The following is a 14887-nucleotide window of genomic DNA, read 5'->3' on the forward strand; positions in this document are numbered from 1 at the left end:
GGTCAGCCGGTAAAACGTATCTCACCGCGATGAACGCACACACGATCTTGTCGGCAAAGGGCCAGGTCGTTATCCCAAAAGATATCCGGGACCGGCTCGGGCTTGTTCCGGGCGAGCAATTGACCGTTACCGAAATGGCCGAAGGTGTTTTTCTGAAAGCCACGTCACGCAAGGCGGGGCGATCCTTCGACGAGATCGAGGCGGAGTTGCAAGCGCTGATCCAGTATGATGGCTCCCCGGTGTCGATCGAGGACATGAACGTTGGCATTGCCAGGGCGGCGGCGGACAGCGCAGCACGGAGGGATTGTGCGGGCCGTTGATACGAACGTCCTCGCGCGCTTCCTGCTTCGCGACGATCCTGCCCAATATGCCATCGCCCGCAATATCGTCCGCGGCGATATACTCGTGCCGGCGACCGTTCTGGTTGAATTGAGCTGGCTTTTGCTATCGACAATCCGCCTCCCCCGCCTGGTCGTGCATACCGCCCTCCTCGGGCTGGTCGATATGACGAACGTGCATATGGTGGACGAGCCGCTGATACGGTGGGCTTTGGCGCGGTTCGCAGACGGGGCGGATTTCGCGGACACGGTTCATATGGCGGTCGCGCGTGACGCGACAAGCTTCCTGACTTTCGACCATGGCCTTGCGGAGCGTGCCGGAAGCGATGCCCCCCTGCCCGTCGAAATCCTGGACGCCTCCTGATGGCCAAGCTCTATTTCTACTATGCGTCGATGAATGCCGGCAAGTCGACCATCCTGTTGCAGTCGAGCTTCAACTATCGGGAGCGCGGGCTGAACACGATGCTGTTCACCGCAGCGCTCGACGATCGCTATGCGGCGGGGACCATCACGTCGCGGATCGGGCTTTCCGCGCCGGCGACACCGTTCAACCGCGATACAGCGATCCGAGCCTGTGTCGAGGCGCAGCACGCCGTCACGCCGCTCGCCTGCGTGCTGGTCGACGAGGCGCAGTTCCTGACGCGCGCCCAGGTGCTGGAACTGGCGCAGGTCTGCGACGAGGTCGGGATACCGGTGCTGGCGTACGGCCTGCGCACCGATTTCCGCGGGGAATTGTTCGAGGGCAGCGCGCACCTGCTGGCGCTGGCGGACACGCTGACCGAGATCAAGGCGATCTGCGCGTGCGGCCGCAAGGCCACGATGAACCTGCGGGTCGATGCGGGCGGGCGCGGCGTGCGCGAGGGCGACCAGACCGAGATTGGCGGGAACGACCGCTATGTCGCCCTGTGCCGTCGACATCATATGGAACAGAGCCGTGGCGGGTGACGTCGCACGGCTGGTCGCGTCGATCGATGCGCCGGGGCTGCACCTGGAACAGCTGGGCGATGCGCACCGCGAAAGGTTGGGCGCGCTGTGTCCCGCGGACGATCCGGTCTGGGAGATTTACCCCACTTCCTACGCGCCTGACCGATTCGATGCGAGTTTCGCGGCCATGCGCGCCGATCCTAACCGGCGTCCGTTCGCGCTGTTCGCCTGCGGCGTCATGGTGGGCATGTCCGGCTACCTCAACATCGATCCGACCAACCGCGTGGTCGAAATCGGCGGCACCTACCTGACGCCCGCGGCACGTGGAACCGGGCTGAACCGGTCGATCAAGCTGCTGCTGATCGATCGTGCGATCGATGCCGGGTTCGACCGGATCGAGTTCCGCATCGACGTGCGCAACGGACGCTCGATCGCGGCGGTGGAAAAGCTCGGCGCGGTGCGCGAAGGCGTGCTGCGCCGGCAACGCGTTACCTGGACCGGCCATGTCCGCGATACCGTCGTTTATTCGATCCTCGCGAATGAGTGGCTCCCCAAGTGAACGGCTGGCTGGTGATCGACAAGCCGCTCGGCCCCGGATCGACACAGATCGTATCGGCGGTGAAGCGCGCGCTGCGCAGCGGCGGCTATGCAAAGGTGAAGGTGGGCCATGGCGGCACGCTCGATCCGCTGGCGACGGGCGTGCTGCCGATCGCGCTTGGCGAGGCGACGAAGCTGGCCGGGCGGATGCTCGATGCGGACAAGGCGTATGACTTCACCATCGCCTTCGGTGCGGCAACCGATACGATCGATCTCGAGGGCAAGGTGGTCGCGACGTCCAACGTGCGGCCGACCTTGGTCGAGCTGCTGGGCGTGCTGCCGCGCTTCACCGGTCCGATCGAACAAGTGCCGCCGGCCTATAGCGCGATCAAGATCGACGGGGAACGCGCCTATGATCGCGCGCGCGCGGGCGAGACGTTCGAGATCAAGATGCGGGGCGTGACGGTGCATGCGCTTGAGGTAGTGCCCGATGCGGCGGGTGCCCACCGGGCGGGCGACACGCTGTCGGAGATCACCCTTACCGCGCGGGTGTCGAAAGGCACCTATATCCGCAGCCTCGCGCGCGACATAGCCGAGGCGCTCGGCACGGTCGGGCATGTCACGATGCTGAGGCGGACGAAGGCGGGGCCGTTCGTGCTCGGTCAGGCGATATCGCTGGACAAACTGGCCAATCTGGGACAGGACCGCACCGTGCATCATGCACTCCTGCCGTTGACGGCGGGGCTGGACGACATCCCGGCCTTTTCCGTCACCCCCGATCAGGCAGGTGCGCTCCGCCAGGGGCGCAAGCTGATCGGGATCGCCGTACCACCCGGCCTGCACCTCGCGCTCGACGCCGGCACCCCTGTGGCGCTGGTCGAACAGGGCGAGAGCGGAGTACGGGTCGTGCGCGGTTTTAATTTAGTCGATGTCGAGGACATAGCATGACGATCACCGCAGAACGCAAGACCGCCCTTATCGCCGAACATGGCCGCAGCGAAGGCGACACGGGCAGCCCCGAGGTCCAGATCTCGATCCTGACCGAGCGGATCGTCAACCTGACCGAGCATTTCAAGGGCCACGCGAAGGACAACCACTCCCGCCGCGGCCTGCTGATGATGGTGAACAACCGTCGCAGCCTGCTCGACTACCTGAAGAAGAAGGATGCGCAGCGCTACACCGATCTCATCGGCAAGCTCGGCCTCCGCAAGTAAGGAAAAGGCGCCGAAAGGCGCCTTTTTCATATCCCCGCGACATGCGGGGATCCAGTTCCACGGCCGATCGGAACTACCGCCTACGCGGGGTCCGGACGACCGCAGATAGGACGAACGGCAATCCGGCCATCGTCCACAGGGTGCCCCCGGGCATCCCGAACCGCGCGGGCCGGTCATCGTCCGCACCGACCCAAATGGGGTCGGATAGAGGCCCCGGCCGCATCGGGCGTGCCGGAACCGAAGGAAACCAGATGTTCGATATTCAGAAGAGTGAAATCCAGTGGGGCGGCCAGACGCTGACCCTGGAAACCGGCCGCGTTGCGCGCCAGGCCGACGGCGCGGTGCTCGCGACGCTCGGCGAGACGGTCGTGCTGTGCGCGGTGACCGCCGCAAAGTCGGTCAAGGACGGGCAGGACTTCTTCCCGCTCACCGTTCACTATCAGGAAAAGTACAGCGCCGCCGGCCGCATCCCGGGTGGCTTCTTCAAGCGTGAGCGTGGTGCCACCGAGAAGGAAACGCTGACCAGCCGCCTGATCGATCGTCCGATCCGCCCGCTGTTCCCGGACGGTTTCTACAACGAGATCAACGTCATCTGCCAGGTTCTGAGCTATGACGGCGAGAACGAGCCCGACATCCTGGCGATGATCGCCGCGTCGGCCGCGCTCACCATCTCCGGCCTGCCCTTCATGGGCCCGATCGGCTGCGCCCGCGTCGGCTACAAGGACGGCGAGTATATCCTCAACCCGTCGAACGAGGCGATCAAGGACAGCGACCTGGACCTGATCGTCGCGGCCACGCACGGCGCGGTGATGATGGTAGAGTCCGAGGCCAAGGAGCTGTCGGAAGACATCATGCTGGGCGCCGTCGTGTTCGCGCATGAGGCGAGCCGCACGGTCATCGACGGTATCATCGACCTGGCCGAAAAGGCCGCGAAGGATCCGTGGGAGCTGCCGAGCACCGACGACAGCGGCGACCTGAAGAAGCAGGTCAAGAAGCTGATCGGCAACGGGCTCGACAAGGCCTACAAGCTGACCGGCAAGGCCGACCGCGTCGCCGCCATCGCGGAAGCCAAGAAGGCGATGCACGAGCATTTCAAGGATGCCGATGCCGCGACGCGCCTGAAGGCGAACAAGCTGGGCAAGAAGCTGGAAGGCGACATCGTCCGCACGGCGATCCTGAAGGAAGGCCGCCGCATCGACGGACGCGACACGAAGACCGTGCGCCCGATCGAATCGATGGTCCACTTCCTGCCGCGCGCGCATGGTTCGGCGCTGTTCACCCGCGGCGAGACGCAGTCGATCGTCACCACGACGCTCGGCACGGCGGACGCGGAGCAGATGATCGACGGCCTGAACGGGCTGCACTACGAGCGCTTCATGCTGCACTACAACTTCCCGCCCTACTCGGTCGGTGAAGTCGGCCGCTTCGGTGCGCCGGGCCGTCGCGAGATCGGCCACGGGAAGCTCGCCTGGCGCGCGCTGAACCCGGTCCTGCCGAGCAAGGAGGAGTTCCCGTACACGATCCGCGTCCTGTCCGACATCACGGAGAGCAACGGCTCCTCGTCGATGGCCACGGTCTGCGGCGGTTCGCTGGCGATGATGGATGCGGGCGTTCCGCTGAAGCGTCCGGTGTCCGGCATCGCGATGGGCCTGATCCTGGAAGGCAAGGACTATGCGGTCATCTCCGACATCCTCGGCGACGAGGATCATCTCGGCGACATGGACTTCAAGGTTGCGGGCACGTCGGAGGGTATCACCAGCCTTCAGATGGACATCAAGATCGCCGGCATCACCGAGGAGATCATGAAGGTGGCGCTCGCCCAGGCGCATGAGGGTCGTGCCCATATCCTGGAGGAAATGGCCAGGGCGCTCGACACCACCCGGACCGAACTGTCGGCGCACGCGCCGCGGATCGAGACGATGCAGGTGCCCAAGGAGAAGATCCGCGAGATCATCGGCACCGGCGGCAAGGTGATCCGCGAGATCGTCGCAACCACCGGCGCGAAGGTCGACATCGAGGACGACGGCACGATCAAGATCGCCTCGTCCGACCCCGAGAAGATCGCGGCCGCACGCAAGTGGATCGAAGGCATCACGCTGGAAGCCGAGATCGGCAAGATCTACGACGGCAAGGTCGTCAATCTGGTCGATTTTGGTGCGTTCGTGAACTTCATGGGCGGCAAAGACGGTCTCGTCCATGTGTCCGAGATCAAGAACGAGCGCGTCGCCAAGGTCTCCGACGTACTGTCCGAGGGGCAGGACGTGAAGGTCAAGGTCCTCGAGATCGACCAGCGCGGCAAGGTGCGCCTGTCGATGCGTGTCGTCGATCAGGAAACCGGTGCCGAGCTGGAGGACACCCGTCCCCCGCGCGAAGCCGGCGACCGGCCGGAGCGGTCCGATCGCGGCCCGCGCCGAGAGGGCGGCGGTGGTGACCGTGGCCCGCGTCGCGAAGGCGGCGGTGGCGGCGGTGATCGGGGCGACCGTGGCCCGCGTGGCGGCGGCGGCGGCGACCGTGGCGGCGATCGTGGCCCACGCCGCGACCGCAACGACGGCGATCGCCCGCAGCGCAACGAAAGCAGCGAGGAAACCACCTTCGCACCGGCATTCCTGACCCGCGAAGACTGACGGGTCCGGTAACCGCAAACGGAAAAGGGGGCCGAAAGGCCCCCTTTTTTTGTGTTTCTTACAGACTGGAATGGCGCGACTTCAGAGCGATGCGCTCGTCTCGATCGAAGTCTGGGAGCGCTGCCGAACCAGGCCAGAAAGCCGTGAAAGTCCCTCCGCCACCCGCTGGAAAGCGGGTACTCACTGCACTCAGCTGGGAGGGGGGCGCGAGGGCTCAACCGAAAGTCAGAAAGTCCCAACTGACCTCAGGGGATACTGTCCCACATCAGCACCCCGTCTATGCCGTCTGGGGTCGAACCAATCAGCTTAAATACAACGTCATCCCGGACTTGATCCGGGATCCAGAGTTTAAAATACAACGCGTGTAACCGTGGGTCCGGGTCCCAGCCCGGCGTGAGAGGTCGGAACATGACCGCAACCAGGCCGGTCTGCCGTTTGATCCGTCCGGTTCGGGCCTGTCGAGAACCCTGCACAGAGTTCTCGACATACTTGGCGCAAACAGGACCGAGCAAGCGACCTTGCGACCTAGTAGGGCTTTGGTAGTCAGATATGACCAGAACGGATGCTAAGACCCGGCAAAATACCGAGCCCCGGGTCAAAACGGAGCGTCCCGGCAACCCGGCCTTCCCAACGGCCTCAGAAAGGCAGCTTGAACCCCGGCGGCAGCGGGATACCGGCCGTCATCTTGCTCATCTCGGCCGAAGACGCCGCGTCTGCCTTCGTACGCGCATCGTTCAACGCCGCGGCGATCAGGTCTTCCAGCATCTGTTTCTCGGATGCCACCATCAGGCTGTCGTCGATCGCGACACCCAGGATCCGGCCCTTTGCGGTCGCCTTGATCGACACGAGCCCGCCGCCCGAGACGCCTTCGACCTCGATCGTGTCGAGGCTGTCTTGTGCCTGCGACAACTGGTTCTGCACATTCTGCGCCATGGCCAGAATATCATCGAGATTCTTCATAAATTCGCACTCCTCTGATCCAGTGTGTAGCCCAACAATTCGGTATCGGGAAACGCCTCACGCGCCGCACGGACGACGGGCGAATCCCACACCACGGCACGTTCGGCCGCCGCGGCCGCCTTTTCCTGGTCCAGCATGGTCGGGGCCGCGTCGCCCTCCGCCGTCGATACGGTCCAGCTCGTATCGGTCAGCCGCCGGAGCGCGGCCGACAGCTTGCGCAGGTCGATCGGCCTGGTCGGACGCACGACCAGTTCCGGCGGCGCGTAGCGGATCAGCCCCGCAAAGTCGTGCAGTTCCTGCGCCAGCAACGGCTCCCCGCGATCAACCAGCAGGTCATGCAACGCGCGGAAATCGACGGGAAGCGTCGGCCTGGCCGGCGCCGGTGCCGGTGCCGGAGTCACCGCGACGGCAGGCGACGACACCACGACCGGATCATCGGACGGTTCGCGTGGTGCGACCAAGGCCGGCGAAGGCGCAGCTGCCGGCGGCAAAGCCGACGCCACACCCGCCGCGGCGGGTGCAGCCCCGACCACCGCCCCCTCGCCCCCGGTCAGCCGACGGATGAGCTCGCCCGGGTCTGGCAGCGTGCTGGCATGGACGATCCGCAGCAGCGCCATCTCGGCCGCCTCCATCGGCAGGATCGCCGACTGGACCTCCTCATGCCCCTTGAGCAGTAGCTGCCACATCCGGTGGAGCACGGGGTAGCCAAGTCGGCTGGCCCAGTCCGCGAACGCCTCGCGCTCCTCCACCGACAGCGCCGGATCGGGCGCACCGCCCACCTTGGCACGCGTCACGCCGTGGCAGGTCTCGAGCAGCCCGCGGAACAGCGCGGTCGGGTCGACGCCCAGTTCGTGCTGCCGTCCGACCGCCGCCAGCACCGCCGGCGCATCGCCCGCCAGGAGCTTTGCGAACAGCGCACGGACCGCGCCGCGATCGGACAGGCCGAGCATCTCGCGCACTTGGCGCGCATCGACCCGGTCCTGGCCATGCGCGATCGCCTGATCCAGGATCGACAGCCCGTCGCGCGCCGACCCTTCGGCCGCCCGCGCGATCAGCGCCAGCGCCTCGGGTTCGGCCTCGACCCCCTCCTGCTCCACGACATGGGCGAAGTGACGCGACAGAAGGTCGGCCGGGATACGCCGCAGGTCGAACCGCTGGCACCGCGACAGCACGGTGACGGGGATCTTGTTCACCTCCGTGGTGGCGAACAGGAACTTCACATGCGCGGGCGGCTCCTCCAGCGTCTTCAACAACCCGTTGAACGCCGCCTTCGACAGCATGTGGACTTCGTCGATGATGTAGATCTTGTACCGCGCCGAGACGGACGCATAGCGCACCGCCTCGATGATCTCGCGGATGTCGTCGATGCCGGTATGGCTCGCGGCGTCCATCTCGGTCACGTCGATATGCCGCCCCTCGGCGATCGCGGTGCAGGGGTCGCACTTGCCGCACGGGTCGATCGTCGGCCCGCCCTGCCCGTCCGGCCCGATGCAGTTCAGCGCCTTGGCGATCAGCCGCGCGGTCGAGGTCTTGCCGACCCCGCGCACGCCGGTCAGCAGGAACGCATGCGCCAGCCGGTCGCGCCGGATCGCATTGCCCAGCGTCGTCACCATCGCATCCTGCCCGATCAACTCGGCAAAAGTCTGCGGACGATATTTGCGCGCGAGGACGCGGTAGGGGACTGCGGATTCGGCCATGACTATGATGTAGGACGGGACGATGCCCCCGTCACGCGCCGAGGTCGAATGACACGCTGGACCGAACCCCGAATGAACCGACTTTTCGATCGGGCCGACGCTATCCTGAAAGGCAAAGCAAACGGTCATGCGCTGCCGATCCTGGAAGCCTTGAGTATTCGCGGCCACTTGTCCGCCCGCAACGCGCTCGCGACCATATTGACCGACCCGCGCCGGATCTCACGCAAGGTCGAGGTCGAGCGAGCCCTGAAGTTGATGCGAACCGATGCGTTCGGCGGCGACGCAGCGGCGCTCTACAATCTGGCGATCCACTACCGGAACACGGGCGACATGCGGCGCTACCGACACTGGCTCGCCCGCGCGGTCCGGCGGAGCGGCGACCCACATGATGTCCGAGAACTGCACATCTTCGAGACCCGCTTTCCGCACGCGATCATGCGGCGGTTCCGACGGCTCCGTCCGTATCGCAAGCGCGACGCGTAGCAATGTGAGTGAGGTGGGAGCCGGAACGACCCGGTACGAAATCGTTGTGGCTGCTTCCTTCCGGATCTGACCAGATTGGCGACAGCATCGTCCGCCCGACTCCCGCGCCGCCTATGCACGATGCGGGGGTTGAGGGCAAGACCTACAACGACAGTTCCCCGGCGCAGGCCGGAGCCTAGGTGAAACGGTTCCACCCAGCCCCAGTCTGCGCCGGGGAACAAGATCACGCGTTACGCGCAGTCAGACCCTCAAGCCTTGTCGAAGATCTTGCCCCACGCACGTACCGGCCGATCCTTCCAGTGACCGCGGTGATAGGCGTCGGAGGCGAGCAGCGGCATGACCGAACCGGCCTCCGCGAACACCATCTGTTCGATCGCGGTGTTCACCTTGCCCCAGCTCGCCGCTTCCTGCAGCGTCGAAGACGAACAGGCGCCGTCGCGCACGTCGGCCACAGTGATCTGCACCGCGTACTTGTGAACCTGCACATCGTCATGGCCCAGGATCTCGGCGCAGACGACCGTATCCTGGATGAAGTTCTTCGGCACGCCGCCGCCGACCATCAGCAGGCCGGTGACGCCGGCTTCGATCTTGATCCGCGTCAGTTCGCGGAAATCGGCGATCGCATCGAGTACCATGTACGGCTTGCCCGCCTTCATCGCATCGACCTGATGCTTGACCAGCCCGAAACCGGCCGAACTGTCGACAAAGGCCGGGCAGAAGATCGGCACGTCATGCTCGTAGGCGAGCTTGACGAGGCTGTTCTCCTTCGTGCCGTGCTCGACGAGATATTTGCCCATCTCGCGGATGAACTCACGGCTGGAATAGGGGCGCGGCTCCAGCGTCTCGGCGATCTCGAAGATCGTGTGGTCGACGTGCTGCAACTGCTCTTCGTCGATATAGGTATCGTAGATCCGGTCGATCAGCAGCGACCGCAGGACATCGTCGTGCGGCACGTCGAGCGCCTGATAATGCTTGTGGCCAAGCCCCTCGAAGAAATCCATGTCGACGATCGTCGCGCCGGTCGCCACGATCCCGTCGATCATGTTGTTGCGCAACAGCTCGGCATACAGGTCCATGCAGCCACCGGCACTGGTCGATCCGGCGACGACCAGGAAGATCGTGCAGTCCTTGTCGGCCAGCATCTGGTTGTAGATGTCGGTCGCGCGGCCCAGGTCGCGGCTGGTGAACGACATCTTCTTCATGGCATCCACGATCGGGCGCGCATCGAATGTCCGGATGTCAATATGCTCGACTTCGGTGGACAGCAGTTCCGCCTTGCGGGTGTCGTTGATCTTGGTGTCGGTCATGGAAAACTCCAAACAGGCAGGCGCTGTCCCGGCGTGAAGCCGGAACGGCGGATAGTCGGTCCTGCACCCCAGTCGAACCGGGGTGCAACGGGGATAGCGTGGAACGGTTCGGTTACAGCGTCACGACGTTCGACGGCATCGCGATGTCGTCTTCCTCGACATAGACGGTCGCCATCGGTTCATCGGTGGCCAGCACGGTCTCGCCCGCAGTAAAGCCGTTAAAACCGGTCCGCATCGCACAGCCATAGGCGCCGAGCATGCCGATCTCGATATAGTCGCCCGCTTTGGTATCGGCCGGCAGCATGAACGGGCCGACCATATGGTCCATGTCGTCGCAGGTCGGGCCGTAGAAGCTGAATCCCATGTCCTTGGCGTTCGATCCCGCATCGCGCACCAGTTCTGTCGGGAAACGCCATGCGACATGCGCCGCATCGAACAGCGCGCCGTACGCCCCGTCGTTGATGAACAGTTCGTCCCCGCGGCGCTTTTCCACGCGGACCAGCAGGCTGGCATATTCGGCGCACAGCGCGCGGCCGGGCTCGCACCACAATTCGGCGGAGTAGCTGATCGGCAGGCTTTCGAACGCCTGCTTGATCGCGTCGAAATACGCCCCCAGCGGCGGCGGCGTCATGCCTGGATAGGTGGACGGAAAACCACCACCCACATCGACCACGTCGACCGTGACCGCCGCGGTCACGATCGCCTCGCGCACACGGCCCATCGCCTGGATATAGGCGGCCGGGCTCATCGCCTGCGACCCGACATGAAAGCAGATGCCCAGCGCATCGGCCACCTGCCGCGTCGCCAGCAGCAGCGGCGCCGCGTCACGCGCTTCGACGCCGAACTTCGACGCAAGGCTCAGCTTGCTGTGGTCGGACGACACGCGAAGCCGGACGCACAGCGTCAGGTCCGTCGCATCGTTCGTCGCGCGGCAGATCTTTTCCAGTTCCTCGAGCGAATCGAGCGAGAATGTCCGCACGCCGTAGACCGCATAGGCCTCCGCGATCGCTTCCTCGGCCTTCACCGGATGCATGAAACACAGCACGGCGTCGGGCAGCGTACGCGCGACGAGCCGCACCTCCGCGATGGAAGCGACGTCGTAATGCGTGATGCCGCTGTCCCACAGGACCTGTAGCAGGTCCGGCGAGGGGTTCGCCTTGACCGCATACATCGAACGGCCCTGGAACTTCTCTGCGAAGTACCGGGCCGCGCGCCGTGCGGCGTGCGGGCGAATCAGCGTGACCGGTTGAACCGGACGAAGGGCAGTTGCTAGCCCCAGCGCGCTATGATGCTTGTGCAATTCAAGGGACCTCCAGTGGTCGTTCCGACAAAAGCTGCCTTGCGGTGGAAGTCCCATGGGGCAGCGGACGCATCACATAGGAACCACCCGCCCCCCTGTAAAGTTGCAATTGAAACGTCACGCTGCGCATGGGGACGGGATCGGACCGGGGGAAGGCATGATGGCGACGAATGACGACGGGGCACGGGTCTCCCACGACGGCGTGGTCGCGGCCGCCGCGCGAATTGCGGGCGTCGCGACCCGCACGCCGTTGCTGCCGCTCACCGGTCACCCCGGCGTCTGGCTGAAGGCCGAATCGTTGCAGCTTGGCGGCGCGTTCAAGTTCCGCGGCGCATACAACCGGCTGGCCCGGATCGCGGTGGCGGACCGTCCCCGCGGCGTGGTCGCCTTCTCCTCCGGCAACCATGCGCAGGGCATTGCGCGCGCCGCCGCCCTGCTCGGCATGCCCGCCACGATCGTCATGCCGCACGACGCCCCTGCGGTGAAACGCGATGCGACGCTGGCGCTGGGTGCCGCCATCGTCGGCTACGACCGCGCCACCGAAAGCCGCGAGCGGATCGCCGCTGCGCTTGCGGCCGAGCGCGGCGCGGTGCTGGTCCCGTCCTTCGACGATCCCGACGTGGTGGAGGGTCAGGGCACCGTCGGGCTGGAAGCCGCGTTCCAAGCGACCGCACGCGGCCTGCCGCCGTTCGAGCGCGCCGTGGTCTGCTGCGGCGGCGGCGGGCTGTCAGCGGGCATCGCGCTGGCCCTGCCGGGTGCGCAGATATTGGTGGTCGAACCGGAGGGCTGGGACGACATGGGCCGATCGCTCGCCGCCGGGACCATCCTGCCCGTCCAGCCGGACCCGCCTGCCACCGCGTGCGACGCGCTGCAGACGCCGCGCGTAGCGCCGCTGACGTTCGACGTGCTGGCCGCGGCCGGCGCGGCCGGCATCGCGGTGTCGGAGGCGGAGATCCGCGCCGCGATGCGCCACGCCTACCGCCTCGGGCTGGTGGTGGAACCGGGCGGTGCCGTGGCGCTGGCCGCCGTGCTGGCGGGCAAGGTGCCGACGGACGGGCGGCAGACGCTGGTCACGCTGTCGGGCGGCAATGTCGATCCGGTCGACTACGCCGCAGTGCTGGCGGAGCGCGTCTGATGCCGACGGGCTTGGTCCCGGCCGTGCTGATGCTCGCGGTAATCGCCCTCACGATCGGCGGGTTCGCCCTGCGCCGCCGCGGCGAACGCCAGCGCAGCACGCTGATGTTCGTCGCCGCCGCGGTGTTCCTCGGCAACGTCCTGATCCAGACCTGGCCGTGAGTTCTGGCCGTTCTCACCGGCCCCTAACGTCTCGTCATCCTGACGGAAGTCAGGAACCATTATCGCTCCGCCGGCGTGCCTGCCTGCAATCGTAATGATAATGGATCCCAGTGTCCGCTGGGATTACGCCAGAAACGGAAGCTCTCTGAACCCTCAGGCCTTCAGCCGCATGTCCAGATAATTGTCCACCGACCGCATCAGTTGCGGCTGCTCGTTCTCGAAGAAGTGGTTCGCGCCCGGGATCGTGTCGTGATGGATCGTGATGTGCCGCTGGGTGCGCAGCTTGTCGACCAGCTTCTGCACCGCGCCCGGCGTCACCACCTCGTCCGCCTCGCCCTGGATGATGATGCCCGACGACGGGCACGGCGCCAGGAAGGTGAAGTCGTACATGTTCGCCGGCGGCGCGATCGAGATGAAGCCCTTGATCTCCGGTCGGCGCATCAGCAGCTGCATGCCGATCCACGCGCCGAAGCTGACGCCCGCAATCCAGGTCGTCTGCGCTTCGGGGTGGATCGACTGCACCCAGTCGAGCGCGGATGCGGCATCCGACAATTCGCCGACGCCGTTGTCGAACACGCCCTGGCTCTTGCCCACGCCGCGGAAATTGAACCGCAACGTGGCAAAGCCGCGCTTCACGAACGTCTGGTACAGCGACTGGACCATGCGATTGTTCATCGTGCCGCCGGCCTGCGGATGCGAATGCAGGATCATCGCGACGGGCGCGCGCGGCCGCGGCCCCGGCTGGAACCGACCTTCGAGACGACCTTCGGGACCGGGAAAAATGACTTCGGGCATCGTGTCTGCTTCTTGTCTGCGCGCGTGGGGCTGGGTGCGCGGTTGATCGGCCCCCTATATGAGGAATATGCGCCGAACGGCAATCTTTGGAGAAACTGCCATCGCAGGCCCCCGGATCTACCTCGACCATGCCGCAACCACGCCGATGGTGGACGTGGCGCGGGCGGCCATGCTCCGCGGGTTCGACATGATCGGCAACCCATCCTCCCCGCATGCCGACGGCCGCGCCGCCCGCGCCGCGATCGAGGCTGCGCGCGACCGGATCAAGACGGCGCTGGGCTGGGACCATCACCTGATCTTCACGTCCGGCGCGACGGAGGCGGCCATGATCGCGCTGGCCCGCGGACGTGCGGCCGGCAGCGTCATCCGGTCCGCGGTCGAACATGACGCCGTCCGCCGCGCCGCCCCCGATGCGCAGGTGGCGCCGGTGCAGTCGAACGGCCTGCTCGCTCCCGAAGCGTTCGGCGCGCTCGTCCACGCCACGCCGGGTGCCGTCGTCGCCGTCCAGCATGTCAATTCCGAGACGGGGGTGGTGCAGCCGATCGCGGACATCCTGCCGGTCACCGACGTGATCGGCGGCACTCTGTTCGTCGATTGCGCGCAGTCGGCCGGCAAGCTCCCACTACTGAAAGCGGACCTGATCGCGATCTCCGCGCACAAGCTGGGCGGCCCGCCGGGCATCGGTGCGCTGCTGGTCCGCGACCTGGCTACCCTGGTCCCAAGTGGCGGGCAGGAGCAGGGCTATCGCGGCGGCACGGAGAACCTGCCCGCCATCCTCGGCTTCGCGGCCGCGGTGGAGCAGGATCCGCCCGGCGACGACATGCCGGACTGGGTCCGGACGCAGTTCGAAAACCGCATCTGGCTGGACGGGCAGATCGCGGCGGAGGGCGGGTGCGTCATCTGCGGGCCGACGCGGCGCAGCCCGCTCGTCGCCTCCTACCGCATGCCGGGCCGGTCCGCCGCGGCACAGCTGATCGGCTTCGATCGCGCGGGCATATCGGTCTCGGCCGGCAGCGCCTGTTCGTCCGGCTCGCTCAAACCCAGCGCCGTGATGGAGGCGCTCGCGCTCCGTTCGGACGAGGCGCGCACCGTCATCCGGGTGAGCTTCGGCCGCACCACCACCCGCGCCGATGTCGAGGCGTTCGCCACGCTGTGGCGTGAAATGGCCCGCGCGGCATGATCTATCTCGATTATCAGGCGACCACCCCGCTCGCGCCCGAGGTCCGCGCCGCGATGCTGCCCTGGCTGGCGGAGGACGGCTTCGCCAACCCGCACAGCCCCCACAAGGCCGGGCGCGCCGCCGCCGCCGCGGTCGCCGCGGCGCGCACGCGCATCGCGGCCGCCGATCCCGCGCTCGCAAACGGCAAACTCTGGTTCACCTCCGGCGCGACGGAGGCGGTGAACTGGGCGCN

17 protein-coding genes and 1 other RNA gene are annotated in these 14887 nt (G+C 66.2%); 12 read left to right on the forward strand and 6 right to left on the reverse strand.

What is annotated here, in order from left to right:
- The first annotated feature begins 29 nt into the window (after positions 1-29).
- The 7 genes from BKY59_RS00910 (at position 30) to pnp (ending at position 5637) form a co-directional block, all read left to right on the forward strand.
- Positions 30-320 (forward strand): AbrB/MazE/SpoVT family DNA-binding domain-containing protein, encoded by a 291-nt coding sequence (locus tag BKY59_RS00910; RefSeq protein WP_076068228.1) that lies wholly within the window; start codon positions 30-32, stop codon positions 318-320.
- On the forward strand, positions 307-702 hold the full coding sequence (locus tag BKY59_RS00915) for a type II toxin-antitoxin system VapC family toxin (RefSeq protein WP_076068229.1): 396 nt from the start codon (positions 307-309) through the stop codon (positions 700-702). The genes BKY59_RS00910 and BKY59_RS00915 overlap by 14 nt, the downstream gene beginning before the upstream one ends.
- On the forward strand, positions 702-1283 hold the full coding sequence (locus tag BKY59_RS00920; RefSeq protein WP_076068230.1) for a thymidine kinase: 582 nt from the start codon (positions 702-704) through the stop codon (positions 1281-1283). Before BKY59_RS00915 ends, BKY59_RS00920 begins: the two co-directional genes overlap by 1 nt.
- Entirely contained in the window at positions 1273-1821 is a 549-nt protein-coding gene (locus tag BKY59_RS00925; RefSeq protein WP_240499902.1) for a GNAT family N-acetyltransferase, read from the forward strand. The genes BKY59_RS00920 and BKY59_RS00925 overlap by 11 nt, the downstream gene beginning before the upstream one ends.
- A complete protein-coding gene (gene truB, locus BKY59_RS00930; RefSeq protein WP_076068232.1) occupies positions 1818-2747 on the forward strand; it encodes a tRNA pseudouridine(55) synthase TruB in 930 nt (309 codons plus the stop codon). Before BKY59_RS00925 ends, truB begins: the two co-directional genes overlap by 4 nt.
- Positions 2744-3013 (forward strand): 30S ribosomal protein S15, encoded by a 270-nt coding sequence (gene rpsO, locus BKY59_RS00935; RefSeq protein WP_076068233.1) that lies wholly within the window; start codon positions 2744-2746, stop codon positions 3011-3013. The genes truB and rpsO overlap by 4 nt, the downstream gene beginning before the upstream one ends.
- Before the next feature lie 251 nt (positions 3014-3264).
- Positions 3265-5637, forward strand: coding sequence for a polyribonucleotide nucleotidyltransferase (gene pnp, locus BKY59_RS00940; protein ID WP_076068234.1), 2373 nt, complete (start codon positions 3265-3267; stop codon positions 5635-5637).
- A gap of 636 nt (positions 5638-6273) precedes the next feature.
- Here the strand turns inward: pnp and BKY59_RS00945 are convergent.
- Both BKY59_RS00945 and BKY59_RS00950 read right to left on the reverse strand, forming a co-directional pair.
- Complete coding sequence (locus BKY59_RS00945) at positions 6274-6597, reverse strand: YbaB/EbfC family nucleoid-associated protein (RefSeq protein WP_076068235.1); 324 nt, start codon at positions 6595-6597, stop codon at positions 6274-6276.
- Complete coding sequence (locus BKY59_RS00950) at positions 6594-8294, reverse strand: DNA polymerase III subunit gamma/tau (RefSeq protein WP_076068236.1); 1701 nt, start codon at positions 8292-8294, stop codon at positions 6594-6596. The genes BKY59_RS00945 and BKY59_RS00950 overlap by 4 nt, the downstream gene beginning before the upstream one ends.
- A gap of 72 nt (positions 8295-8366) precedes the next feature.
- Between BKY59_RS00950 and BKY59_RS00955 the strand changes: the two genes are divergently transcribed.
- Entirely contained in the window at positions 8367-8777 is a 411-nt protein-coding gene (locus BKY59_RS00955; protein WP_129586146.1) for a hypothetical protein, read from the forward strand.
- 9 nt (positions 8778-8786) lie between these two features.
- Here the strand turns inward: BKY59_RS00955 and ffs are convergent.
- The 3 genes from ffs to BKY59_RS00970 form a co-directional block, all read right to left on the reverse strand.
- Positions 8787-8884, reverse strand: an RNA gene (gene ffs / locus BKY59_RS00960) — signal recognition particle sRNA small type.
- Between the two features lie 141 nt (positions 8885-9025).
- Complete coding sequence (locus tag BKY59_RS00965; protein ID WP_076068238.1) at positions 9026-10084, reverse strand: 1,9-bis(guanidino)-5-aza-nonane synthase; 1059 nt, start codon at positions 10082-10084, stop codon at positions 9026-9028.
- A gap of 112 nt (positions 10085-10196) precedes the next feature.
- A complete protein-coding gene (locus BKY59_RS00970) occupies positions 10197-11384 on the reverse strand; it encodes a type III PLP-dependent enzyme domain-containing protein (RefSeq protein WP_076068239.1) in 1188 nt (395 codons plus the stop codon).
- A gap of 157 nt (positions 11385-11541) precedes the next feature.
- Between BKY59_RS00970 and BKY59_RS00975 the strand changes: the two genes are divergently transcribed.
- A complete protein-coding gene (locus BKY59_RS00975; RefSeq protein WP_076068240.1) occupies positions 11542-12519 on the forward strand; it encodes a threonine ammonia-lyase in 978 nt (325 codons plus the stop codon).
- Positions 12519-12680 (forward strand): hypothetical protein, encoded by a 162-nt coding sequence (locus tag BKY59_RS17555; protein WP_165374777.1) that lies wholly within the window; start codon positions 12519-12521, stop codon positions 12678-12680. The genes BKY59_RS00975 and BKY59_RS17555 overlap by 1 nt, the downstream gene beginning before the upstream one ends.
- Before the next feature lie 153 nt (positions 12681-12833).
- Here the strand turns inward: BKY59_RS17555 and BKY59_RS00980 are convergent, their stop codons facing one another.
- Positions 12834-13475 carry an alpha/beta hydrolase gene (locus BKY59_RS00980; protein WP_076068241.1) on the reverse strand — a complete coding sequence of 214 codons (642 nt, stop codon included), beginning with the start codon at positions 13473-13475 and terminating at the stop codon, positions 12834-12836.
- 100 nt (positions 13476-13575) lie between these two features.
- Between BKY59_RS00980 and BKY59_RS00985 the strand changes: the two genes are divergently transcribed.
- The gene (locus BKY59_RS00985; RefSeq protein ID WP_076068262.1) at positions 13576-14655 is read left to right on the forward strand and encodes a cysteine desulfurase family protein; all 1080 of its coding nucleotides are present in this window, start codon (positions 13576-13578) and stop codon (positions 14653-14655) included.
- Positions 14652-14886 (forward strand): aminotransferase class V-fold PLP-dependent enzyme (locus BKY59_RS17975; protein ID WP_240499903.1); only part of this gene is annotated, 235 nt, incomplete at its 3' end. The genes BKY59_RS00985 and BKY59_RS17975, both read left to right, overlap by 4 nt.
- Between the last annotated feature and the right edge of the window lies 1 nt (position 14887).

Origin of the sequence: Sphingomonas montana (assembly GCF_001956315.1) — a bacterium.
Classification (GTDB): Bacteria; Pseudomonadota; Alphaproteobacteria; order Sphingomonadales; family Sphingomonadaceae; genus Sphingomonas_R; species Sphingomonas_R montana.

Excerpts from the sequence above, each read along its gene's own strand:
- BKY59_RS00910 (WP_076068228.1), top strand. The coding sequence starts at position 30 with ATGAACGCACACACGATCTTGTCGGCAAAGGGCCAGGTCGTTATCCCA.
- BKY59_RS00920 (WP_076068230.1), top strand. The coding sequence starts at position 702 with ATGGCCAAGCTCTATTTCTACTATGCGTCGATGAATGCCGGCAAGTCG.
- rpsO (WP_076068233.1), top strand. The coding sequence starts at position 2,744 with ATGACGATCACCGCAGAACGCAAGACCGCCCTTATCGCCGAACATGGC.
- pnp (WP_076068234.1), top strand. The coding sequence starts at position 3,265 with ATGTTCGATATTCAGAAGAGTGAAATCCAGTGGGGCGGCCAGACGCTG.
- BKY59_RS00945 (WP_076068235.1), bottom strand. The coding sequence starts at position 6,597 with ATGAAGAATCTCGATGATATTCTGGCCATGGCGCAGAATGTGCAGAAC.
- BKY59_RS00950 (WP_076068236.1), bottom strand. The coding sequence starts at position 8,294 with ATGGCCGAATCCGCAGTCCCCTACCGCGTCCTCGCGCGCAAATATCGT.
- BKY59_RS00955 (WP_129586146.1), top strand. The coding sequence starts at position 8,367 with ATGAACCGACTTTTCGATCGGGCCGACGCTATCCTGAAAGGCAAAGCA.
- BKY59_RS00965 (WP_076068238.1), bottom strand. The coding sequence starts at position 10,084 with ATGACCGACACCAAGATCAACGACACCCGCAAGGCGGAACTGCTGTCC.
- BKY59_RS00975 (WP_076068240.1), top strand. The coding sequence starts at position 11,542 with ATGATGGCGACGAATGACGACGGGGCACGGGTCTCCCACGACGGCGTG.
- BKY59_RS17555 (WP_165374777.1), top strand. The coding sequence starts at position 12,519 with ATGCCGACGGGCTTGGTCCCGGCCGTGCTGATGCTCGCGGTAATCGCC.
- BKY59_RS00980 (WP_076068241.1), bottom strand. The coding sequence starts at position 13,475 with ATGCCCGAAGTCATTTTTCCCGGTCCCGAAGGTCGTCTCGAAGGTCGG.